Origin of the sequence: Streptomyces sp. 1-11 (assembly GCF_007176755.1) — a bacterium.
Lineage (GTDB): Bacteria > Actinomycetota > Actinomycetes > Streptomycetales > Streptomycetaceae > Streptomyces.
The window spans coordinates 119,756-143,114 of record NZ_BJTV01000011.1 but is presented as its reverse complement, the minus strand read 5'-3'; the positions used below and the strand labels follow the sequence as shown (position 1 = coordinate 143,114).

The 23,359-nt window shown below is 71.9% G+C and carries 18 protein-coding genes; 14 read left to right on the top strand and 4 right to left on the bottom strand.

Annotated elements, in window-relative coordinates:
• Nucleotides 1-90 precede the first annotated feature (90 nt).
• Together TNCT1_RS23495 and TNCT1_RS23490 are read left to right on the top strand one after the other, a co-directional pair.
• Nucleotides 91-792: an HAD family phosphatase gene (locus TNCT1_RS23495; RefSeq protein ID WP_143635384.1), complete on the top strand. Its 702-nt coding sequence runs from the start codon at nucleotides 91-93 to the stop codon at nucleotides 790-792.
• 470 nt (nucleotides 793-1,262) lie between these two features.
• On the top strand, nucleotides 1,263-2,867 hold the full coding sequence (locus TNCT1_RS23490) for an ABC transporter substrate-binding protein (protein WP_143635382.1): 1,605 nt from the start codon (nucleotides 1,263-1,265) through the stop codon (nucleotides 2,865-2,867).
• A 90-nt stretch (nucleotides 2,868-2,957) separates the two neighbouring features.
• On the opposite strand, the gene TNCT1_RS23485 is transcribed toward TNCT1_RS23490, so the two are convergent.
• Together TNCT1_RS23485 and TNCT1_RS23480 are read right to left on the bottom strand one after the other, a co-directional pair.
• Entirely contained in the window at nucleotides 2,958-3,629 is a 672-nt protein-coding gene (locus TNCT1_RS23485; protein WP_143635380.1) for a response regulator transcription factor, read from the bottom strand.
• An 83-nt stretch (nucleotides 3,630-3,712) separates the two neighbouring features.
• Nucleotides 3,713-4,699, bottom strand: coding sequence for a PD-(D/E)XK nuclease family protein (locus TNCT1_RS23480; RefSeq protein WP_143635378.1), 987 nt, complete (start codon nucleotides 4,697-4,699; stop codon nucleotides 3,713-3,715).
• Nucleotides 4,700-5,248: 549 nt separating this feature from the next.
• Between TNCT1_RS23480 and TNCT1_RS23470 the strand changes: the two genes are divergently transcribed.
• The 3 genes from TNCT1_RS23470 to TNCT1_RS23460 all read left to right on the top strand — a co-directional run bounded on the left by TNCT1_RS23470 (nucleotide 5,249) and on the right by TNCT1_RS23460 (nucleotide 8,712).
• A complete protein-coding gene (locus TNCT1_RS23470; protein WP_373920501.1) occupies nucleotides 5,249-6,934 on the top strand; it encodes a site-2 protease family protein in 1,686 nt (561 codons plus the stop codon).
• A gap of 53 nt (nucleotides 6,935-6,987) precedes the next feature.
• Nucleotides 6,988-7,890: a tRNA (adenine-N1)-methyltransferase gene (locus TNCT1_RS23465; protein ID WP_143635374.1), complete on the top strand. Its 903-nt coding sequence runs from the start codon at nucleotides 6,988-6,990 to the stop codon at nucleotides 7,888-7,890.
• Nucleotides 7,891-8,130: 240 nt separating this feature from the next.
• Complete coding sequence (locus TNCT1_RS23460) at nucleotides 8,131-8,712, top strand: hypothetical protein (protein ID WP_143635372.1); 582 nt, start codon at nucleotides 8,131-8,133, stop codon at nucleotides 8,710-8,712.
• 114 nt (nucleotides 8,713-8,826) lie between these two features.
• On the opposite strand, the gene TNCT1_RS23455 is transcribed toward TNCT1_RS23460, so the two are convergent.
• Entirely contained in the window at nucleotides 8,827-9,129 is a 303-nt protein-coding gene (locus tag TNCT1_RS23455; RefSeq protein WP_143635370.1) for a ferredoxin, read from the bottom strand.
• A 516-nt stretch (nucleotides 9,130-9,645) separates the two neighbouring features.
• Here TNCT1_RS23455 and arc point away from each other — a divergent pair.
• From arc to TNCT1_RS23410, 8 genes are all read left to right on the top strand, one after another.
• On the top strand, nucleotides 9,646-11,412 hold the full coding sequence (gene arc / locus TNCT1_RS23445; RefSeq protein WP_143635368.1) for a proteasome ATPase: 1,767 nt from the start codon (nucleotides 9,646-9,648) through the stop codon (nucleotides 11,410-11,412).
• 232 nt (nucleotides 11,413-11,644) lie between these two features.
• Complete coding sequence (gene dop / locus TNCT1_RS23440; protein WP_360666340.1) at nucleotides 11,645-13,156, top strand: depupylase/deamidase Dop; 1,512 nt, start codon at nucleotides 11,645-11,647, stop codon at nucleotides 13,154-13,156.
• Between the two features lie 199 nt (nucleotides 13,157-13,355).
• The gene (locus TNCT1_RS23435; protein WP_058079921.1) at nucleotides 13,356-13,574 is read left to right on the top strand and encodes a ubiquitin-like protein Pup; all 219 of its coding nucleotides are present in this window, start codon (nucleotides 13,356-13,358) and stop codon (nucleotides 13,572-13,574) included.
• 123 nt (nucleotides 13,575-13,697) lie between these two features.
• Nucleotides 13,698-14,210: an endonuclease VII domain-containing protein gene (locus tag TNCT1_RS23430; protein ID WP_143635366.1), complete on the top strand. Its 513-nt coding sequence runs from the start codon at nucleotides 13,698-13,700 to the stop codon at nucleotides 14,208-14,210.
• Complete coding sequence (prcB, locus tag TNCT1_RS23425) at nucleotides 14,162-15,007, top strand: proteasome subunit beta (protein WP_143635363.1); 846 nt, start codon at nucleotides 14,162-14,164, stop codon at nucleotides 15,005-15,007. The genes TNCT1_RS23430 and prcB overlap by 49 nt, the downstream gene beginning before the upstream one ends.
• Before the next feature lie 60 nt (nucleotides 15,008-15,067).
• Nucleotides 15,068-15,811 carry a proteasome subunit alpha gene (gene prcA, locus TNCT1_RS23420; RefSeq protein ID WP_143635361.1) on the top strand — a complete coding sequence of 248 codons (744 nt, stop codon included), beginning with the start codon at nucleotides 15,068-15,070 and terminating at the stop codon, nucleotides 15,809-15,811.
• 238 nt (nucleotides 15,812-16,049) lie between these two features.
• Complete coding sequence (locus tag TNCT1_RS36405) at nucleotides 16,050-16,598, top strand: hypothetical protein (RefSeq protein ID WP_235902851.1); 549 nt, start codon at nucleotides 16,050-16,052, stop codon at nucleotides 16,596-16,598.
• A 9-nt stretch (nucleotides 16,599-16,607) separates the two neighbouring features.
• Complete coding sequence (locus TNCT1_RS23410; protein ID WP_143635359.1) at nucleotides 16,608-20,909, top strand: cation-translocating P-type ATPase; 4,302 nt, start codon at nucleotides 16,608-16,610, stop codon at nucleotides 20,907-20,909.
• A 27-nt stretch (nucleotides 20,910-20,936) separates the two neighbouring features.
• Here the strand turns inward: TNCT1_RS23410 and TNCT1_RS23405 are convergent, their stop codons facing one another.
• The gene (locus TNCT1_RS23405) at nucleotides 20,937-21,953 is read right to left on the bottom strand and encodes a LacI family DNA-binding transcriptional regulator (RefSeq protein ID WP_143635357.1); all 1,017 of its coding nucleotides are present in this window, start codon (nucleotides 21,951-21,953) and stop codon (nucleotides 20,937-20,939) included.
• A gap of 141 nt (nucleotides 21,954-22,094) precedes the next feature.
• On the opposite strand from TNCT1_RS23405, the gene TNCT1_RS23400 reads away from it, so the two are divergent.
• Nucleotides 22,095-23,354: an MFS transporter gene (locus TNCT1_RS23400; protein ID WP_143635355.1), complete on the top strand. Its 1,260-nt coding sequence runs from the start codon at nucleotides 22,095-22,097 to the stop codon at nucleotides 23,352-23,354.
• Nucleotides 23,355-23,359 lie beyond the last annotated feature (5 nt).

Sequence of the window (23,359 nt, the reverse complement as noted above, 5' to 3'; positions counted from 1 at the left end):
CTCGGGACGCCGGCGTCGTACACTGGTCGGTCCACCGCAGGCCGGTTCCCGCACGGGAACCGGCCTGGCCGTCCCCAAGGAGGTGCGCCCGTGACCAGTACGGTCCCAGCGCTCGGAACCCGCACGGCCGAAGGCTCCGCCCTGCAGGCGGTGCTCCTCGACATGGACGGCACCCTGGTGGACACCGAGGGATTCTGGTGGGACGTCGAGGTGGAGGTCTTCGCCGCCCTCGGCCACGTCCTCGACGAGTCCTGGCGGCACGTCGTCGTCGGCGGCCCCATGACCCGCAGCGCCGGCTTCCTCATCGAGGCCACCGGCGCCGCCATCACCCTCGCCGAAGTCTCGGTGCTGCTCAACGAAGGCTTCGAGACCCGCATCGGACAGGCCCTGCCACTGATGCCCGGCGCCGCCCGGCTGCTCGCCGAACTCCACGAGCACGGCATCCCCACCGCCCTGGTCTCCGCCTCCCACCGGCGCATCATCGACCGCGTGCTGGACGTGCTGGGCCCCCACCACTTCGGCCTGTCCATCGCCGGCGACGAGGTCTCGCGCACCAAGCCCTACCCCGACCCCTACCTGCTGGCCGCCGCCGGCCTCGGCGTCGACCCGGCCCGCTGCGCGGTCGTCGAGGACACCGTCACCGGGGTCACCGCCGCCGAGGCCGCCGGCTGCCAGGTGGTCGCCGTCCCCTCCATCGCCCCCATCGCCCCGGCCGAACGGCGCACCGTCGTGTCCTCCCTCGAAGAGGTGGACCTGGCATTCCTGCGCGGCCTGATGACGCAAATGCGCTGACCGTTCACCGGCGCCGTCACCGGACCCGGATCCCGCCGGACTCCGCCGTACTGCCAAGCCGACAGAGACTGTTGGACAGATTTCCGGGAAAGTACACCAGGAGTGGAATACCGGCGGGTCACCCGGCTGAATTCCGGTGACCGCCGACCGGGCCCGACGCTGTGACGTTCCCCACGCGCGGGGTCCTCGACAACGTTGCCCAAGTGTGCAGACCGCCCCGATCCGGGACGTGACGGCACGTCCTTGTGTCCCGATTGGGGGGACGCTGCACTAATCCTGCCGCTGTCGGGTTTTCGGTGTGTCCACACCCGGTTTCACTCCGTGATGGACGCTCAACTCACGCGCCTGTGAACCCCCGTGCGGGCGCGGACTAATCTCGTCGCGGAAACATCGAAGCAACCCCCGTGGCTCGCCGCACCACCCCTGCATGCCGAGTACATGGACTCGAACAGCTCTGGAGAAACTCCCGCATGAACCGCAAGACTTTGGTGCTGCCGGCAGTGGCCGGCCTGCTGACGCCGGTTCTCGCCGCGTGCGGCGGATCCGACAGCGGGAGCAAGAGCGGGGACGCCATCGTGGTCGGCACCACGGACCGCTTCGAGGCCACCAGCGACGCCCCGGCGCCCCTCGACCCCGCCTACGCCTACGACGTCGGCACCTGGAACATCCTGCGCCAGACGGTGCAGACCCTGATGACCCAGCCCAAGGGCGAGGGCAACCCCGTCCCCGAGGCCGCCGAGAGCTGCTCCTTCACCGACAGCGGCAACGAGCGCTACGCCTGCAAGCTGCGCGAGGGCCTGAAGTTCTCCGACGGCGACAAGGTCACGGCCGCCGACGTCAAGTACTCCATCGAGCGCGCCCTGCGCATCAACGCGGACAGCGGTGTCGCCACCCTGCTCAACACGATCGACACGGTCGAGACCCAGGGCGACCGCGAGGTGATCTTCCACCTCAAGACGGCCGACGCCACCTTCCCGTACAAGCTGTCCACCCCGGTCGCGGCCATCGTCAACCCGAAGGACTACGCCAAGGACAAGCTGCGCGACGGCTTCGAGGTCGACGGCTCCGGCCCCTACACCCTCAAGGCCGACGTCAAGGACAACGCGATCGTCACCGCCACCTTCACCAAGAACCCTTCCTACAAGGGCAGCGTGACGGTGAACAACGACCAGGTCCAGATGCGCTCCTTCGACGACGCCGACGCCATGGGCCAGGCCATCGAAAAGGGCGACATCGACATGATGACCCGCACCATGTCGCCGTCCCAGATCGACAAGCTCGACTCCGGCTCCGAGGCCAACGTCGACCTCGTCGACATGCCGGGCCTCGAGATCCGCTACCTCGCCTTCAACACCAATGCCGCCACCGTGAAGGACAAGGCCGTCCGCCAGGCCATGGCCCACGTCATCAACCGCGGCGAACTCGTCTCCAAGGTCTACGGCACCCAGGCCGAGCCGCTGTACTCGCTGGTCCCGGCCACCCTCACCGGCCACTCCAACTCGTTCTTCAACAAGTACGGCGACCCCAGCGCCGCCAAGGCCAAGAGCCTGCTCGAGAAGGCCGGCATCACCACCCCGGTGAAGCTGACGATGCACTACACCACCGACCACTACGGCTCGGCCACCAAGCAGGAGTTCGAGATCCTGCAGAAGCAGCTCAACGACAGCGGCCTGTTCGACGTGAGCATCCAGGGCCACCCCTGGAAGACCTTCCGGCCCGCCGAGCAGAAGGGCCAGTACGACGTCTACGGCATGGGCTGGTTCCCCGACTTCCCCGACGCCGACAACTTCGTCGCGCCCTTCCTCGACAAGGGCAACTTCCTCGGCTCGCCCTACTCCAACAGCACCATCCAGCGCACCCTGATCCCCGAGTCCCGGCGCGAGGCCGACCGCCTCAACGCGGTCAAGACCCTCACCGAGATCCAGGACACCGTCGCCGAAGACGTCCCCGTGCTCCCGCTGTGGCAGGGCAAGCAGTACGTCGCCGCCCGCGACAACATCACGGGTGTCTCCTACGCCCTCAACTCCGTCGCCTCGCTCCAGCTCTGGGAGCTCGGCCGCGGCGTGAGCGGCTGACACCCCACCCCGCACAACACCGAGGGCGCCCCTTCCCGCACGGGAGGGGGCGCCCTCTGCGTCGTACCGGCGTGCCGCCGCGGACCCGGCTCAGCTCGCGCCCGGCCGCACCAGCCCGCTCTCGTAGGCGTACACCGCCGCCTGCACCCGGTCACGCAGCCCCAGCTTGGTCAGCACATGCCCGACGTGCGTCTTCACCGTCGTCTCGCTCACGAACAGGTCCGCGGCGATCTCCGCGTTGGACAGCCCGCGCGCCACCAGCTTCAGCACCTCCACCTCGCGGTCGGTGAGCGTGTGCAGCGTGTCCGGCACGGACTCCTCGCCGGACGGCAGGTGCGTGGCGTACTTGTCCAGCAGACGGCGCGTGACGCTCGGCGCCAGCATCGCCTCCCCGGCGGCCACCACCCGGATCGCCTGCACCAGCTCGTTGGCGGGCGCGTCCTTCAGCAGGAACCCGCTGGCCCCGGCACGCAACGCCTCCACCACGTACTCGTCCAGGTCGAACGTGGTCAGCACCAGCACCTTCGCCGGGCCGTCCCGCCCCGGACCGGAGATCTGCCGGGTGGCCTCCACACCGTCCATCCGCGGCATCCGGATGTCCATCAGCACCACATCCGGCTGCAGGGCCCGTACCTGATCGAGGGCCTGCAGACCGTCACCGGCCTCGCCGACGACCGCGATGTCCTGCTCGGCCTCCAGGATCATCCGGAAACCGGTGCGCAGCAGGGGCTGGTCGTCGACCAGTAGGACGCGGATGGCCACGTGACACTCCTTCGCTAGTCCGCACCCATTCTGCCCTGCCCCCTCCCGGCCGCCCGCGGCACCCTGCACGCGGCCGCCGGCCGCTACTCGCCGCCCGCGGCGGGCCGCACCGGCAGCGGATAGGGCGGGGGAGTGCCGCCGAACTCCGGGCAGTGCGACCGGTGATCGCACCAGCCGCACAGCTTCGTCGGCCGGGCCCGCCACTCGCCGGTCTCCGTCGCCCGCCGGATCGCCTCCCACAGCGCCAGCAGCTTGCGCTCCACCCGCTCCAGGTCGGCCAGGACCGGATCGTAGGTCAGCACGTCACCGCTGCCGAGATACACGAGCTGCAGCCGGCGCGGGACGACCCGCTTCAGCCGCCACACCACCAGCGCGTAGAACTTCATCTGGAACAGCGCGCCCTCGGCGTACTCCGGCCGCGGCGCCTTCCCCGTCTTGTAGTCCACGATCCGCACCTCGCCGGTGGGCGCCACGTCGACACGGTCGATGATCCCCCGCAGCCGCAGCCCCGACTCCAGCTCGGCCTCCACGAACAGCTCCCGCTCGGCCGGCTCCAGCCGGACGGGGTCCTCCAGCGTGAACCACCGCTCCACCAGCCGCTCGGCCTCACCCAGCCAGCGAGCCAGCCGCTCGCCCTCCGGGTCCTCGGCGAACAGCTCCCCGACCTCCGGCCGGCTCTCCCGCAACCGGTCCCACTGCCCCGGGATCAGCGACTTCGCCCGGGGCGCCGTCCGCTCCGCGGCGGGCGCGTCGAACAGCCGCTCCAGCACGGCGTGCACCAGCGTCCCCCGCGTCGCCGCCTCGCTCGGCTTCTCCGGCAGCCGGTCGATCACCCGGAACCGGTACAGCAGCGGGCACTGCATGAAGTCACTGGCCCGCGACGGCGACAACGAGGACGGCGCCACGGCCGCGCGCGCACCGGCGGACCCGGCCGCACCGCCGCCGGACACCGCCGCCTCCCCGGCGGCCTGCGGGGGAACGGCCACGGCCGCCCCCGGCGCGCCCGCCGCCGGATCCGTCTCCCCGGCCGGACCCGGCAGGGCCCCCGCGTCCTCGATGCTGCTGTCCATGACCCCAGACCATACGGCCCGGCACTGACAGCGACCCAGCCACGGCCCGCGTTAGGCCGCGCGACAGCGGGGCAAACACAAGGGGTGCCGGGGCGGAACGGACCACCGGGGCCGCATACCATCGACCCGAGACCTTCCGGCCCCTGGCCCGGGAGACGCTTCGAACGAGGGGACAGCGTGGACGTGAGCGGCGGGAGCGGGCAGCCGCGGTCCGGCAACGACGAGCCGGCCGAGCACCCCGCGGGTCCTACGGCCCCGGCGACCGGATCCACCGGCCACCACCGCGGACCGGAGCCCCACGACGCCCCCGAACCCACCACCGCCCCACGGCCCGACCCGGGCGACCACGACGCCCCTGAACCCACCGGCACCCCGCGGCCCGACCCGGGCGGCCACGACGGCCGGTTGTCCGAGTCCTCCGACTTCGACGGCCGGCCTGGGACGGGCGGGCACGACGGCCGGCCCGAGTCGACCGGCCCCAGCGACCGGCCCGGGACGGGCGGCCACGGCGACGGGCCCGAGTCGTCCGGCCACGACGGCCGGTCTGAGATGGGAGGCCACGACGGCCGACCCGAGACGACTGGCCGCGGCGACCGGCCCGGGACGGGCGGGCACGACGGCCGGCCCGAGTCGACCGGCCCCAGCGACCGGCCCGGGACGGGCGGCCACGGCGACGGGCCCGAGTCCTCCGACCACGGCGACCGATCCGGGACGGGCGACCACGACGTCCGGCCCGAGTCGTCTGGCCAGGGCGACCGGCCTGATACGACCGGCCACGGCGATCAGCCTGACACGACCGGCCACGGCGACCAGCCCGATACGACCGGCCACGACGACCGTGCCTACGCGGGCCACCGGCACGAGCGGGGCGGCGCGCACGAGCACCCCGGCGCCGACGAGCACCCCCGCACGGACACCCGGCGGGACACCGGGGCCGCGCCTCCGGGACCGCCCGGAACCGGACACACCGCCGGCCCCGCCCGCCCCGAGCAGGACGCCCCCGGCACCGGCGCCCACCCCACCGAACACCGCACCCTCGCCCACTCCGGCATCGCCAAGGGCGAACCCCCGGCGCGACGGCCCAAGGAACCCGGCGGCGGACTGCTCATGGGCCGCCCCTTCGGCGTCCCCGTCTACGTCGCACCCAGCTGGTTCCTCGTGGCCGCCCTGATCACCTGGGTCTTCGGCGGCCAGCTCGACCGGGTCCTGCCCGAACTCGGAGCCGCTCGCTACCTGGTCTCCCTCTTCTTCGCCGTCGCCTTCTACGCCTCCGTCCTCGTCCACGAACTGGCCCACACGGTCGCCGCGCTCCGCTTCAAACTGCCCGTGCGCCGCATCCAGCTCCAGTTCTTCGGCGGCGTCTCCGAGATCGAGAAGGAGGCCGAGACCCCAGGACGCGAATTCGTCCTCGCCTTCGTCGGCCCCCTGCTCTCCCTCGTCCTGGCCGGCCTGTTCTACCTGGCCATGAAACCCGTGCGGCCGGACAGCGTCCCCGGCGTCCTGCTCGCCGGCCTGATGATCTCCAACCTCATCGTCGCCGCCTTCAACCTGCTGCCCGGCCTGCCCCTCGACGGCGGCCGCATGCTCCGCGCCGTCGTCTGGAAGATCACCGGCAAACCCATGAGCGGCACCGTCGCCGCCGCCTGGGTCGGCCGCGCCCTCGCCATCTCCGTCCTCGTCGGCCTGCCGGTGCTCAACCAGTCCGGAGCCTTCGGCGGCGGCAACCGGGACGTGGGCGGCATGGACACCGTCACCGACGCCCTGCTCGCCGCCATCCTCGCCGCGATCATCTGGACCGGCGCCGGCAACAGCCTGCGCATGGCCCGCCTGCGCGAACACCTCCCCGAACTCAAGGCCCGCGCCCTCACCCGGCGAGCCGTCCCCGTCGAGACCGACACCCCCCTGTCCGAGGCACTCCGCCGCGCCAACGCCGCGGGCGCCCGCGCGCTCGTCGTCGTCGACGCCGAGGGCAACCCCCTCTCCCTCGTCCGCGAGGCCGCCATCGTCGGCGTACCCGAACACCGCCGCCCCTGGGTCGCCGTCAGCGGCCTCGCCCAGGACCTCACCGACGGCATGCGGGTCTCCGCCGAGCTGGCCGGAGAGGAACTCCTCGACACCCTCCGGGCCACCCCCGCCACCGAATACCTCGTCGTCGAGGAGACCGGCGAGATCTACGGCGTCCTGTCCGCCGCCGACGTCGAGCGCGCCTTCGTCAAGGCCATGGCCCGCCCCTGACCGCCCGCCCTCCCGTGGTCGGCGGCCCCCGCAAACGCCGGTAGGCTGGTCACATGTCCGAACCGACCGGTGCCGCCCGCAGGCGCGGGCCCTTCAAGGTCGGGGACCAGGTTCAGCTGACCGACCCCAAGGGCCGCCACTACACGTTCACGCTCGAAGCCGGGAAGAACTTCCACACCCACAAGGGCTCCTTCCCGCACGACGAACTGATCGGCGCTCCCGAAGGCAGTGTTGTCCGCACCACCGGCAACGTCGCCTACCTCGCGCTGCGCCCCCTGCTCCCCGACTACGTCCTGTCCATGCCCCGCGGGGCAGCCGTCGTCTACCCCAAGGACGCGGGGCACATCCTCGCCTTCGCCGACATCTTCCCCGGCGCCCGCGTCGTCGAGGCCGGCGTCGGCTCCGGCTCGCTCAGCAGCTTCCTGCTGCGCGCCATCGGCGACCAGGGCATGCTGCACTCCTACGAGCGCCGCGAGGACTTCGCCGAGATCGCCCGGGCGAACGTCGAGCGCTACTTCGGCGGCCCGCACCCCGCCTGGCAGCTCACGGTCGGAGACCTCCAGGACAACCTGTCCGACACCGACGTCGACCGCGTCATCCTCGACATGCTCGCCCCCTGGGAGTGCCTGGAGGCCGTCTCCAAGGCACTCGTGCCCGGCGGCATCGTCTGCTGCTACGTGGCCACCACCACCCAGCTCGCCCGGACCGTCGAGTCCATCCGGGAGATCGGCTGCTTCAACGAGCCGACCTCCTGGGAGACCATGATCCGCAACTGGCACATCGAGGGCCTGGCCGTCCGCCCGGACCACCGCATGATCGGCCACACCGGCTTCCTGCTCACCGCCCGCCGCCTCGCCGACGGAGTCGAGCCGCCCATGCGCCGCCGCCGCCCCGCCAAGGGCGCCTACGGCGAGGACTACGCGGGCCCCAACGCCGACGGCGGCACCGGCCGCTGACCGGCCCCTCCAGGCCCGCCCAACGCCGAGGCGCCGTGGCCCAGTTCCCCACCGCAACCGGGAACCCGGCCACGGCGCCCACGCGTTGACACGGCACCAGGCGGCACACGGGGCCCCACGCGCGCGTACTGCTCGCCTGCGAGAACCCAGTACCGACCCCCCCGTTCCCCCGCACTGTGACGTGTGGCACCATGCTGGCCACCCCCCCCACCGGCACAGCCCTCACAGGAGACACTCCTAGTGCAGCCATCCGCCGTTCCGGAGCTCGCCCACACGCACACCCGGCCCGTCCACTGGGTCGCCACCGCCGCCGCGATCGCCGGCGTCGTCGCCCTGTCCTCCGCCCTGCAGCCGGGATCGGCCACCGCCGCCCAGCCCGCCCCCGGCACCGAGGCCGGAACCGCCCCCGCGGCCGCCGCCCCGCCCAGCACCACCGGCGTGCACTTCCCGCTCGACTGCGGACCCGTCAAAGCACTGGTGGTCAAGAAAGCGACCGGCGACCTCGACGGCGACGGCACCCCCGAAACCGTCGCGGTCGTCCACTGCGACGCCCCCATGGGCACACCGCCCGACGGCGTCTACGTCCTCACCCGGGGCGCCGCCGGCGCCCCCGCCCGCGTCGTCGCCACCCTCGTCGACCCCAAGGACCGGCACACCGTCACCGACTTCGCCCTCGACGCCGGCACCGTCACCGCCACCCTGCTCGGCTACTCCACGGCCGACGTACCCAGTTGCTGCCCCGACCTGAAGACCCCCACGAGCTGGCACTGGAACGGAAAGGCCTTCATCCGCTCCACGCCCACCCCGGCCCACAGCGTGTGACGCGTTCCGGCCGGACCCCGCACCCGCGCACCCGGCCCGAACACGCAGCACGCGCGCGACCCGCCCGAAGACGGCCCACGCGCGCGCACACCACAGCCGGTCACCGGCCGGACCTCACTCCGCGTCCGGACCGTACACCTCGACCTTGTCCAGAACCCGGCGCACATGGATGCACTCCCCGGGACACTCCTTCGCCGAGTCCACCACGTCCGTGAGCAGCGGCAGCGGCACCGGCACGGTCGCACCCTCCGCCTGCAGCAGCTCGTCGTCCGCGCCCTTCACATAGGCCAGGCCGTCGATGTCCAGCTCGAACACCTCCGGCGCGTACTGGGCGCAGATCCCGTCGCCGGTACACAGGGCCTGGTCGATCCAGACCTCCAGCGCCTCGCCGCCCGCGGCCTCCTGCTGCACGGTCACCTCTCCTGCCGTCGAATCGCCGGCCGGCGCCCCGGCACCACGGCCAGCGACGTCCGCACCAGCGGCTGTTGAACAACCCCGACCCTACCCCCGCCCGCATACCCTCCCGATTCCACGGGTATCGGGTTTCCCTCGGCACCCCCTCGGGTACGAGCGCCCGACCGGGCACGGGAGCCCCGGAACGGAGCGAACAGATCCAGCCACCCCGCCGATGACACCGACCGACCACACCGTCGCTCTGCGTGATGACCGCGCGAGTGCCCCGAAACGTGCCCGCGAACCGGCCGACCGGCCCGGAACGGACAACTCCGGCCACACACGCCGGGTATTGACCGCCACCGACCAGGAACAAGCGGCTTCCGCATCACGTTCAGTGGGTATCCCCTCCGTGCGAGAGGGAGCGCACCGGGTGACCGACGACACACCTTGACAGTCTTTGTGATCTAGGGGTTTCAATCGACACCCACCCAGGTAGGGTCTGGAAGCGTCCAGCTCCCCTTGGAGGAGGTGAGGACCGTGGCAGCCCACGACGACGACATGAACCGCGGCATCCGCCCGGGACGAGGGTCCGACGACCCCGCCGGACAGATCGCCTACCTTGAGCAGGAGATCGCCGTCCTGCGACGCAAGCTCGCCGACTCTCCGCGGCACACGAGAATTCTCGAAGAGCGGATCGTCGAACTGCAGACCAACCTGGCCGGCGTCTCCGCCCAGAACGAGCGCCTGGCCAACACACTCCGCGAGGCCCGCGACCAGATCGTGGCCCTCAAGGAGGAAGTCGACCGGCTCGCCCAGCCGCCCGCCGGCTTCGGAGTCTTCCTGCAGGCCAACGAGGACGGCACCGCCGACATCTTCACCGGAGGCCGCAAACTCCGCGTGAACGTCAGCCCCAGCGTCGAACTCGACGACCTCAGGCGCGGCCAGGAAGTCATGCTCAACGAGGCGCTCAACGTGGTCGACGCCATGGAGTTCGAGCGCGTCGGCGACATCGTCACCCTCAAGGAGATCCTCGAGGACGGCGAGCGCGCCCTCGTCCTGGGGCACACCGACGAAGAACGAGTGGTCCGGCTCGCCGAACCCCTCCTCGACGTCACCATCCGCCCCGGCGACGCACTCCTGCTCGAACCCCGCTCCGGCTACGTCTACGAGGTCGTCCCCAAGAGCGAGGTCGAGGAACTCGTCCTCGAAGAGGTCCCCGACATCGGCTACGAGCAGATCGGTGGCCTCGGCAACCAGATCGAGGCCATCCGCGACGCCGTCGAGCTGCCCTACCTCTACCCCGACCTCTTCAAGGAGCACGAGCTGCGCCCGCCCAAGGGCGTCCTGCTCTACGGACCGCCCGGATGCGGCAAGACGCTCATCGCCAAGGCCGTCGCCAACTCGCTCGCCAAAAAGGTGGCCGAGGTCACCGGACAGGCCGCCGGCAAGAGCTTCTTCCTCAACATCAAGGGCCCCGAGCTCCTCAACAAGTACGTCGGCGAGACCGAGCGGCAGATCCGCCTCGTCTTCCAGCGAGCCCGCGAGAAGGCCAGCGAGGGCACCCCCGTCATCGTCTTCTTCGACGAGATGGAATCCCTCTTCCGCACCCGCGGCTCCGGCGTCAGCTCCGACGTGGAGAACACCATCGTCCCGCAGCTCCTCGCCGAGATCGACGGCGTGGAAGGCCTGCAGAACGTGGTCGTCATCGGCGCCTCCAACCGCGAGGACATGATCGACCCCGCCATCCTGCGTCCCGGCCGCCTCGACGTGAAGATCAAGATCGAGCGGCCCGACGCGGAGGCCGCCAAGGACATCTTCGGCAAGTACCTCACCGAGCGCCTCCCGCTCCACGCGGACGACCTCGGCGAGCACGAGGGCGACAAGGCCACCACCGTCCAGAGCATGATCCAGACGGCGGTCGAGCACATGTACGCCGAATCCGAGGAGAACCGCTTCCTGGAAGTCACCTACGCCAACGGAGACAAGGAAGTCCTCTATTTCAAGGACTTCAACTCCGGCGCCATGATCGAGAACATCGTCGGCCGCGCCAAGAAAATGGCGATCAAGGACTTCCTGGACAAGAACCAGAAGGGCCTCCGCGTCTCCCACATCCTCCAGGCCTGCGTGGACGAGTTCAAGGAGAACGAGGACCTGCCCAACACCACCAACCCGGACGACTGGGCCCGCATCTCCGGAAAGAAGGGCGAACGGATCGTCTACATCCGCACCCTCATCACCGGAAAGCAGGGCGCCGACACCGGACGCTCCATCGACACAGTGGCGAACACCGGTCAGTACCTGTAGGACAAGGGCGGCTGCGGGTGCCCACCACGGGTACCCGCAGCCGACTGCTTTTCCGGCCACGACCGGAGCAGCCAATGACGCAAATGATCTCCCCACCAGCGCAAAGGCGTTCTAGGCTCTTTCCTACCGCCGAGTCGCACAATGCGGGGACGGGCACCGCACACGCACCGGAGCGCCGGCGGTACGCGAGCGCCACCCACGACCGAGGGTGCCGCCGGGCAAGGAGGGCCGCATGACCGTACGGCGAGTAATGGGCATCGAGACGGAGTACGGCATCTCCGTCCCCGGCCACCCCAACGCCAATGCCATGCTCACCTCATCCCAGATCGTCAACGCCTACGCCGCGGCGATGCACCGGGCCCGCCGGGCCCGCTGGGACTTCGAGGAGGAAAACCCGCTGCGGGACGCCCGAGGCTTCGACCTCGCCCGCGAGGCCGCCGACGCCAGCCAGCTCACCGACGAGGACATCGGCCTCGCCAACGTCATCCTCACCAACGGTGCGCGCCTCTACGTCGACCACGCCCACCCCGAATACAGCGCCCCCGAAGTCACCAACCCCCGCGACGCCGTCCTCTGGGACAAGGCCGGCGAACGCATCATGGCCGAGGCCGCCGAACGCGCCGCACAGCTCCCCGGCGCCCAGCCCATCCACCTCTACAAGAACAACACCGACAACAAGGGCGCCTCCTACGGCACGCACGAGAACTACCTGATGAAGCGGGAAACCCCGTTCTCGGACATCGTGCGCCACCTGACGCCCTTCTTCGTCTCCCGCCAGGTGGTCACCGGCGCCGGCCGCGTCGGCATCGGCCAGGACGGCCACGAACACGGCTTCCAGCTCAGCCAGCGCGCCGACTACTTCGAGGTCGAGGTCGGCCTGGAGACCACGCTGAAGCGGCCCATCATCAACACCCGCGACGAACCGCACGCCGACGCGGAGAAGTACCGCCGCCTGCACGTCATCATCGGCGACGCCAACCTCTCCGAGATCTCGACCTACCTCAAACTGGGCACGACCTCCCTGGTCCTGTCCATGATCGAGGACGGCTTCATCGCGGTCGACCTGGCCGTCGACCAGCCCGTACGGACCCTCCACCAGGTCTCCCACGACCCCGGCCTGCAGCGCCTCATCACCCTCCGCAGCGGCCGCACACTCACCGCGGTACAGCTCCAGATGGAGTACTACGAACTGTCCCGCAAGTACGTCGAGGAACGCTTCGGCGCCGACGCCGACGACCAGACCAAGGACGTCCTCTCCCGCTGGGAGGACACCCTCAACCGGCTCGAGAACGACCCGATGAGCCTGGCCGGCGAACTCGACTGGGTCGCCAAGCGCGAACTCATGGAGGGCTACCGCCGCCGCGACGGCCTCGACTGGGACGCCGCCAAGCTGCACCTCCTCGACCTCCAGTACGCCGACGTGCGCGCCGAGAAGGGGCTGTACAACCGCCTGGCGGCCCGCGGCCGCATGAAGCGCCTCCTGGACGAGGCCGAGGTCGAGCGGGCCCGCACGACGCCTCCTGAGGACACCCGCGCCTACTTCCGCGGCCGCTGCCTGGAGCAGTACGCCGACGACGTGGCCGCGGCGAGCTGGGACTCGGTCATCTTCGACCTGCCCGGCCGGGACTCGCTGCAGCGCGTCCCAACCCTCGAACCGCTTCGCGGAACGCGAAATCACGTCAAGGAGCTGCTGGACCGCTGCCGCACGGCGGAAGACCTGGTCAGGGTGTTGTCGGGCGGCTGAGCGTGACCAGCGGGGTACTCGGACCGGTCCGGGCGGCCGGGGTGGAAACCCCGCCGTCCGGGAATCATCGAGATGGCCCCCGCACGTTGTCGAAACTGCGGGGCCGATGTCGGACCCGGCTTGTAGGGTCTGATCATCACCGATCGGCAGGAATGCCGACCCGTCGACCATGTCGGGCGAACTGAGCGGGGTGAGGGATATGGCAACCAAGGACACCGGCGGCGGCCAGCAGAAGGCTACGCGCTCCACCGAGGAGGTCGAGGAGCAGGCGCAGGACGCGCAGGGCTCCGAGGACCTCAAGGAACGGCACGAGAAGCTGAGCGACGACGTGGACTCCGTCCTGGACGAGATCGACGACGTCCTCGAGGAGAACGCAGAGGATTTCGTGCGCTCCTTCGTTCAAAAGGGTGGGCAGTAAGCGCAAATCGCCTTCGAATCGAAGGTGACGGGGGAGTCGGGGTTGGAGAGCGGAGAAAGCGCGAAGCGTTGCTCGCGGTGCAAGCGAGACAAACCGCGGGCAACGTTCGCGCGGAACAAGGCGATGCGTGACGGGCTGCAGGCCTACTGCAGAGCGTGCGCCGCCGAGTACCACCAAGAGCGCCAGGTAGCCAAAGGGCGCAATGTCCGGCCGAGGGTCGCTGTGCCGCCAGGGCACAAGTTCTGCCGTACGTGCGGGGAGATCAAGCCCCACGGCGAGTGGACCCGGAATCGCAGCGCCTCGGACGGCTTGGCGACCCTCTGCAAGGCGTGTAAGGCCGCGAAGGGGAGAACGCAGTACCTGAAGCGCAACTACGGCCTCACCGAGGCCGAGCGTGACGCGATGATCGCCTCCCAGCGAGGTCTGTGTGCGATTTGCCTGGAAGCCCCGCCCGCACATGTGGATCACTGCCATGAGACGGGTAGGGTCCGTGGCGTACTGTGCTTCAGCTGCAATGCCGCACTGGGGCAGTTCAAGGATCAGCCCGAGGTCATAAGGCGGGCTGCTGCATACGTGGAAGGAAACGCGTGGAAGCCAACACTCGTAGCACCGGGCGTCTACCAGCTGCCTTCCTGACGCCAGGATCCTCCTCCTTCATGGACTTCCTCTCCGATCACCAGCCCGAGCTGCTGCCCGGCAAGCGGCAGCTCCCGCCCACCCAGGGTGTGATCGAGGCGCCGCACGGGACGACGATCGTGGCCGTGACCTTCCCCGGTGGTGTCGTGCTCGCCGGTGACCGCAGGGCCACCATGGGCAATGTGATCGCCCAGCGGGACATCGAGAAGGTGTTCCCGGCGGACGAGTACTCGGCCGTCGGCATCGCCGGCACCGCCGGTCTCGCCGTGGAGATGGTGAAGCTCTTCCAGCTCGAGCTGGAGCACTTCGAGAAGGTCGAGGGCGCGCAGCTGTCGCTGGAGGGCAAGGCGAACCGGCTGTCGACGATGATCCGTTCCAACCTCGGCATGGCGATGCAGGGGCTGGCCGTGGTGCCGCTGTTCGCCGGGTACGACCTGGACCGGGAGCGTGGGCGGATCTTCTCGTACGACGTGACGGGCGGGCGTTCCGAGGAGCACAACTTCGCGGCGACGGGTTCGGGCTCGATCTTCGCGCGTGGTGCGATGAAGAAGCTGTTCCGGGACGACCTGTCGGAGGAGCAGGCCACGACGCTGGTGGTGCAGGCTCTGTACGACGCGGCCGACGACGACTCGGCGACCGGTGGTCCCGATGTCGCCCGCCGGATCTATCCGATCATCACCGTGATCACCGAGGACGGTTTCCGCCGGCTCACCGAGGACGAGGCTTCGGAGCTGTCGCGTGCGGTGCTCCAGCGGCGGCTGGAGGAGCCGGACGGTCCGAAGGCCGCTCTGCTCTGAGCGTGGCCGGGCTGTTTTCGAGGTGATCCAGTGACCATGACAGAAAGGGACGGATAACCGGTGTCGACGCCGTTCTATGTCTCACCCCAGCAGGCGATGGCCGACCGGGCGGAGTACGCCCGCAAGGGGATCGCGCGTGGCCGCAGTCTGGTGGTCATGCAGTATGCCGATGGCATCGTGTTCGTCGGCGAGAACCCGTCCCGTGCGCTGCACAAGTTCAGCGAGATCTACGACCGGATCGGTTTCGCGGCCGCCGGCAAGTACAACGAGTACGAGAACCTGCGGATCGGCGGTGTGCGGTACGCGGATCTGCGTGGGTACACCTATGACCGGGACGACGTGACGGCCCGGGGTCTGGCGAACGTGTACGCGCAGACGCTGGGCACGATCTTCTCTTCGGCGGCGGAGAAGCCGTACGAGGTGGAGCTGGTCGTGGCCGAGGTCGGGGCGACGCCGGAGGGGGATCAGATCTACCGGCTGCCGCATGACGGTTCGATCGTGGACGAGCACGGCTCGGTCGCGGTGGGCGGCAACGCGGAGCAGATCAGTGGTTTCCTGGATCAGCGTCATCGTGACGGCATGTCGTTGGCGGAGGCGCTGAAGCTGGCCGTGCAGGCGCTGTCGCGTGACACCAATGGCAGTGAGCGGGAGATTCCGGCGGAGCGGCTCGAGGTGGCGGTGCTGGACCGTACGCGGCCGCAGCAGCGCAAGTTCAAGCGGATCGTGGGCCGTCAGCTGGGGCGTCTGCTGGAGGCGGACGGTGCGGCCACGGAGGCGGAGAGCTCTGTGGAGGACGAGGAGTAGTCCGTCCGGGGCGGTTTCGCCGCGCCCCTTTCCCTGTCGTTTCCCTGTCGCGCCCCGGCCGTTCCGGCCGGGGCGCGGTGCGTTGTGGGGCGGGCCGGGTGTCGTTCCGGGTGCGGTGCGCGCCGGGGGACCGGAACCTGGAGGTGTGGGCGTCGTTTCGCCCGTTTTCCTGTGGGATGACGGTCTCGGCCGGGGCACTCGGAGGGGCACGGCGGGACTGTGCGGAGGTGGAGGAGTCATGGCGGAGCAGAGGTCGTCCTCGGTTCTCACCGCACCGGTGCGGGGTGCGGCCTCGGTGCTGGGGCGGTTGCCCGGTGCCGGGATGGTGAGCAGGGCCGCGGAGGGCGCGCTGAACAAGGTGGGCGCGGTGTCGCCGAGGAGCCGTCGGCTGGCGGTGTATACGGGGGCCGGGGTGCTGGGGGTGGCCGGGGTGGTGGAGTGGCCGGTGGCGTTGACGGGTGCCGCGGTGGCGTGGCTGACGCAGCCGCGGCCCGGTGGTGTGGTCGCCGGGCAGGTGGCGGCGGGGGCGGGGCGGGGGCTCGGTGAGCCGGTGGAGGACGGTGAGCCGCTGGAGCGTGCGGATGTGGCGGATGTGCCGGAGGAGCCGGTGCCGGTCGAGCCGGACGACGAGGCGATGGCGTGGGCGGCGACGCACCGGACGGCGCCCGCCGGGGAGCGGGCGGGGCAGCCGCACGGGGAGGCCGCGGGGTCTGGGGGTCCGGCTGGTCACGCTCTGCACGGTGGGCCGCTCGGGCCCACGGCGCGGCCGGACCGTACGACGCGCTGAGGGAGTGCGATGACGTTCTCCTTGCTGACGGTTCCGGCGGCCGCGGCCCGGCTGGTGCCGGCGGCGCCGCGGTTGCTGGCGCGGGTGGCCGTTCCGGCGGTGGGTGTGGCGGCGGGGGCGGTGGCGGGGACGGCGCGTGCGGGGGTGCGGGGCGCGGATGCGGCGGTGCGGGTGGCCCGGGTGGCGGGGAACGCGCTGCCGGGTGGTGCGGGGCGGTGGCGTGCGGGGGCGCGGCAGCATGTGGCGTTGCGGCCGGTGGACGACGAGGCGGCGCGGCGTGGGCTGGCGCGGTTGGGGCGGCGGGTGGCCGCGGTGGTGGCGGAGCATCCCGATGTGCTGCTGGCCTACTGGGACGAGGGGCTGGCGCGTCTGGTGGTGAGGGTGTCGGAGGAGGAGTTGTCGGATCGGGTGCTGGACCATGTGGCGGATGTGGCGGCGCGGCACGGTCTGGAGCTGGGTGGTGATCCGGAGGAGTTGTCGCATCCGGCGGATCCGGTGGCGGTGCGGGTGGCGGCGGCGGCGCTCGCGGCGGATGTGGTGGGTGCGGGTGCGGCGTTCGCGGCGTATGCGTGGCGGTTGCCGCCGTCGCCGCGGACGGTGACGGCGGCGGTGACGTTCGTGCGGGAGAACCCGCGGGTGCGTGCGGTGCTGCGGCGCCGGCTGGGCGGGCCGGGGATGGATCTGGTGCTGGCGGGTGCGAACGCGGTGGCGCACGGGGCGGGGCAGACTCCGGCTTCGCTGGTGCTGGACGGGGCGTTGCGGGTGTGTCAGCTGGCGGAGGCGGTGGCCGGGATCGCGGCGTTCGACGCGGTGCATGACGAGTTGTGCGCTCCGGAGCGGGTGAGTGTGGGGGGCGGGGCGTGGGAGCGGCCGGAGTTGCGGTCGACTCCGGCGCAGGAGTACGCGGCTCACGCGGCGGCGGGGAGTGTGATCGGCGCGCTGGTGACGTTGTTGCTGAAGCATGACGTGGGTGAGGCGGCGGAGGCGGTGCTGGCGGGTTCGCCGAAGGCGGCGCGGTACGGTCCGGCGGCTTTTCACGCGGTGCTGGGTGGTGCGCTGGCGCGGGTGGGAGTGCTGGTGCGGGCGCCGGAGCGGTTGCGGCAGTTGGAGCTGGCGGGGACGGTGGTGCTGCATCCGAGTGCGCTGCGGGCGGCGGACGGGTCGGCGGACGCGTGGACGGAGCCGGTGCTGGACGCGGCGCGGCGGGCGGGGCTGCGGGTCGTGGTGGTGGACGATCCGGTGCTGGAGGATTTCGCGGGTCTGGCGGATGTGGTGGTGGACGCGCGGCGGCCGCTGGATGACGTGGTGTGTGAGATGCGGGGTGACGAGGGGGCGGTGATCACGGTCGCCCGGCTGGGTTCGGCGGACGAGGGCGGGGTGCTGGCGGGGTTGTGTGCCAGTGATCTGGCGGTGGCTCTGGTGGACGGGGACGGGGCGGTGGTGTGGGGTGCGGATGTGCTGGCCCGGCAGGGGCTGCCGGATGTGTGGCGGCTGCTGAGGGCGGTTCCGGTGGCGCGTGCGGTGGGCGGGCGGTCGCAGACGCTGGCGCGGTCGGGGGCTGCGTTGTCGGGGCTGCTGGTGGCGGTGGGGGAGTCGCGGCGGGTGCGTGGGCGGTTTGCGTTGCTGCCGGGGGTGCGGCATGTGCCGGTGGACGCGGCGGCGGCGGGGGCGCTGTTGTCGGGGGTGCGGTCGGGTTTGGCGGTGGCGGTGGCGTCGGCTCCGCATCCGCGTCCGCGGGTGCACTGGCATGAGCTGGGCGCTGAGGAGGCGCGGGAGCGGCTGGGTCGGGAGCCGGCCGCTGAGGTGGGCGGGGCGGGCCGGGTGGTGGCCGGGGTGCGTGGTGCCGCGGGCGCGGTGGCCGGGCATCCGGCGGTGGCTCCGTTGCGTTGGGGGGTGCGGCTGGGCCGGGCGGTCAGTGGTGAGCTGCATGATCCGTTGACTCCGGTGCTGGCGGTGGGTTCGGCGGCGTCGGCGATTTTGGGTTCGGTGGTGGACGCTCTGCTGGTGGTGGGTGCGCTGGATCTGAACGCGCTGGTGGGTGGGGTGCAGCGGTTGCGTGCGGAGCGGGCTCTGTCGGGGCTGCTGGCGGATCAGAAGCGCAAGGCGCGGGTGGCGCCGGCGCGGGAGGAGGCGCCGGCGGGTGGTACGCGCACGGTGGACGCGGGTGGTCTGCGGCCGGGTGATGTGATCGAGCTGGCCGGGGACGACGTGGTGCCGGCGGATGCCCGGTTGTTGTGGGAGGAGGGTCTGGAGGTCGACGAGTCGGCGTTGACGGGGGAGTCGCTGCCGGTGCAGAAGCAGACGGACCGGACGCCGCATGCCGTGGTGGCGGACCGGCGGTGCATGGTGTTCGAGGGGACGACGGTGGTGGCGGGGCAGGGCCGTGCGGTGGTGGTGGACACCGGTGACCGTACGGAGGCGGCGCGGGCGGTTCATCTGGCGGCTCGGACGCCGCCGGCGGGTGGGGTGCAGGCGAGGCTGCAGGAGCTGACGCGCCGGGCGCTGCCGTGGACGCTGGGGGGCGGGGCGGCGGTGTCGGGGCTGGCGTTGCTGCGGGGGACGCCGGTGCGGGACGCGGTGAGCGGTGGGGTGGCGGTGGCCGTGGCGGCGGTGCCGGAGGGGTTGCCGCTGGTGGCGACGGTGGCGCAGTTGGCGGCGGCGCGGCGGCTGAGCCGTGGCGGGGTGCTGGTGCGGACGCCGCGCACGCTGGAGGCGCTGGGGCGGATGGACACGGTGTGTTTCGACAAGACGGGCACGTTGACGGAGAACCGGCTGCGGCTGGTGCGGGTGTGGGACGCGGGTGGCCTGGTGCGGGGCGCGGGCGAGGGGGCGGCGGAGGAGACGGTGCGGGCGGCGGCGCGTGCGTGTCCGCGGTCGAACGGCGGTTCGCAGCGGGTGGTGCACGCGACGGACGAGGCGGTGCTGGACGCGGCCGGGGACGATCCGGGGTGGACGCAGTTGGAGGGGCTGCCGTTCGAGGCCGCTCGCGGGTATGCGGCGGCGGTCGGCCGGACGGCCGACGGTGTCCGGGTGCTGGTGGTGAAGGGTGCTCCGGAGACGGTGCTGCCGGCCTGCCGGGATCTGCCGTCGCACGCGTGGGACGGGGCGCATGTGCTGGCGGGTGACGGGCTGCGGGTGCTGGCGGTGGCCGGGCGCCGGCTGGTGGAGGGCGAGGGGGCGGCCGGGGCGTTGGAGGGGGCGCTGCGGGAGCTGGATTTCACGGGTCTGCTGGCGTTCTCGGACGTGCCGCGGGAGACGTCGACGGCGTTGGTGCGGGGTCTGTACGAGGCGGGTGTGCGGCCGGTGATGCTGACCGGGGACCATCCGCAGACGGCGCGGGCGATCGCCCGGGAGCTGGGGTGGCCGGAGGAGCCGGTGGTGGTGACGGGGGAGGAGCTGGGTGCGGCGGACCGTTCGGGGCGGGCGCGGATGCTGCGGGACGCGGGTGTGGTGGCGCGGGTGGCGCCGGAGCAGAAGCTGCAGGTGGTGGAGGCGCTGCGGGATGCGGGCCGGGTGGTGGGGATGGTGGGCGACGGTGCGAACGACGCGGCGGCGATCCGTGCGGCGGACATCGGTGTGGGCATCAATGCCCGGGGTTCGGCGGCGGCGCGCAACGCCGCGGACATCGTGCTGACGGACGACGATCTGACGGTGCTGATCGACGCGGTGGTCGAGGGGCGTGCGCTGTGGCACAGCGTGGCGGACGCGATCGCGATCCTGATAGGCGGCAATGCGGGTGAGGTGGGTTTCGGTCTGCTGGGCACGCTGGTGTCGGGCCGGGCGCCGTTGTCGACGCGGCAGATGCTGCTGGTGAACCTGTTCACGGATCTGTTCCCGGCGATGGCGGTGGCGGTGACGCCGAAGGCCGGGGCGGAGGGGGCGGGGCGGCCGCGGTCGCCGGAGGACGTGACGGGCGGTGTGCTGGGGGAGCCGTTGATCCGGCAGATCCGGCACCGGGCGCTGACGACGTGTCTGGGTGCGGTGACGGCGTGGCTGATCGGTCGTTTCACGCCGGGTACGGCGCGCCGGTCGAGCACGATGGCGTTGTGCGGGGTGGTCGGCACCCAGCTCGCGCAGACGTTGCTGGACCGCCGGGACAGTCCGCTGGTGCGGGTGACGTCGCTGGGTTCGGCGGTGGCGCTGGTCGCGCTGATCCAGGTGCCCGGGGTGAGCCGGGCGGTGGGCTGCACTCCGCTGGGGCCGGTGGGGTGGGCCGGTGTGGTGGCGGGGATCGCGGTGGCGCTGGCGGGGCAGCGGGTGCTGCCGCGGCTGGAGGAGACGGTGGGCCGTCTGCTGCCGGACGCCGTCTAGGGCCCGGCGGGAATCGTCGGACAGACCCTAGGCGGGCGGTGCGGGGGCCGTGGAGCCGCGTACGACGAGTTCGACGGGGATGTCGTCCCGGGCGGGTTCGCGGCCGTCGAGGACGGCGAGGAGGGCTTCCATGCCGCGTTGCCCGAACAGTTCGGCGTCGAGGCGGACGGTGGTGAGTTCGGGGTCGAGGGCGGTGGCGAGGGCGAGGTCGTCCAGGCCGGTGACGGACACGTCGTCGGGGACGCGCAGGCCGAGGCGGCGCAGGGCCTTGTAGGCGCCGGCGGCCAGTTTGTCGTCGTCGCAGACGACGGCGGTGGGGCGGGGGCCGGGGGCGGCCATGGCCGCCTCGGTGGCGGTGCGGGCGCCGTCGATGGAGATGGGCGCCGCGGCCGTGCGCAGTTCCGTGCCGGGTGCGGCGGCGAGGCGGGCGGCGAGTTCCCTGGCGCGCGCCTCGAAGGTCCAGGAGGGGACGTCGGCGGCGAGGTGCAGGAAGCGGCGGTGGCCGAGGGCGAGCAGGTGCGCGGCGACCTGCCGTACGCCGTCGGCGATGTCGAGGTTGACGGTGGCGGCGCCGGGGCTGCCGCCGGGGTCGCTGTCGAGCATGACGAGGGGGAGCTGGTCGCCGCGGATGGCGGTGAGGGCGTCGGCGGCCATGGAGGAGGCGATGACGCCGTCCAGGGCGGACTGTGCGGAGGCGAAGGGGTCGCGGGCGGGGCCGATGCCCTCGGGGGAGGGGTACAGCACGACGCCGAAGCCGTGCCGGGCGGCGACGCGGGCGGCGCCGGTGTAGACGCCGGCGAAGAACTCGGTGGTGAGGGCGGGGACGACGAGCAGGACGGTGCGGGTGCGGCCCAGGCGGAGGTTGCGGGCGGCGAGGTTGGGCCGGTAACCGAGGTCGCGGGCGGCCTCCCGGACCCGGTCGGCGGTGGCCTCGGAGACCCGGCCGCGCCATTTGTCGCCGAGCACGAGGGAGACGGCCGCCTGGGAGACGCCGGCCGCCTGTGCGACGTCACGGCTGGTCGGGCGGGTGCTGCTGCGTGCCACCGCGGGGGTGCTCCTGTTCTGGCGGCCGTGTGCCCGTCGGGCTTGGCGGCCCGCCGGTCCACGTCCGGTCGTGTGGACGGGTGAACAGCGCACATGGTACGTATGACGGGCGGGGTTATACGTAACACTTGGAGGCGGGACATGGCCGCGGGATACCTGGAGATCCTCAGGGCGAGACACGCGGCCCGGCTGCTGGCCGGCACCCTGGTGGGCCGGCTGCCCAACGCGACGGCCGCCATCGCGCTGGTGCTGTTCGTCCGCGCCGAGGGCGGCACGTACGGCCTGGCGGGCGCCCTCGCGGCCGTCTACGGCGTCGCCAACGCCGTCGGCCAGCCGGTGCTGGGCCGCCTGGTGGACCTGTACGGCCAGCCGCGCGTCCAGCTCCCCGCTGCGGTGGCGTCGGCGCTGGCGATGACCGTCTTCGCGTTCAGCGGCACCGCGACGCTGCCGCTCGCCTGCGCCGCCGTGGCCGCGGCCGGCCTGTTCACCCCGCCGCTGGAGGGCGGCCTGCGGGCCCTGTGGCCCTCGGTGCTGCGCCGCGAGGAGCAGGTGCACACCGCGTACGCCATGGACGCCGTCGCCCAGGAGGTCATGTTCACCGTGGGCCCCCTGCTGGTCACGCTGTGCGTGTCGCTGTGGTCGGAGCGGGCCGCGCTGCTGGTGCTCAACGTCCTCGGCGTCCTCGGCGCCCTCTGCGTCGTCCTCTCGCCGCCCTCGCGCGCGTGGCGCTCGGCGCCGCGCGAGGCGCACTGGCTGGGCGCCCTGCGCTCGCCCGGCCTGCTCGTGCTGCTCGGCGCGTTCCTGTTCGTCGGCATCGCCCTCGGTTCCATCACCGTGGCCTCGGTGCCGTACGCCGACGAGCACGGCGGCGACGCGGTGTACGGCTGGCTGATGGCCGCTCTCGGCCTCGGCGCGCTCATCGGGGGCACCGTGTACGGCGCGCGCGCCTGGAGCGGCCCGCCCGAGCGGCGACTGCGGGTGCTGGTCGCCCTTCTGGCGGTCTGTTACCTGCCGCTGACGCTGATGCCGGGCGCCGCCGCCATGGTGCTGCTCAGCATGGTCTCCGGGGTGTTCCTCGCCCCCTGCATCGCCTGCGCCTTCATCATCGTCGACCGGCACGCGCCGAGCGGCACCGTCACCGAGGCGTTCTCCTGGCTCGTCACGACGTTCACCGTGGGCGCGTCGGTGGGAACGGGCCTGGCGGGCCCGGTGGTCCAGGCCGGCGGCGCGCTGTGGGGATACGCCGTTCCCGGCGCCGCGGGGGCCGTGTCCCTGCTGGTCCTGCTCGCCACCGGGCGGGTCCTCGCAGCTCCCGTGCGGAGCGGGGTTGTTGCGGCTTCATCGGAAAATGATCCAAATCGTGCTGCCGAACCCCGTTTCAGCTCGGGGGATCGGGCGTAATGTTC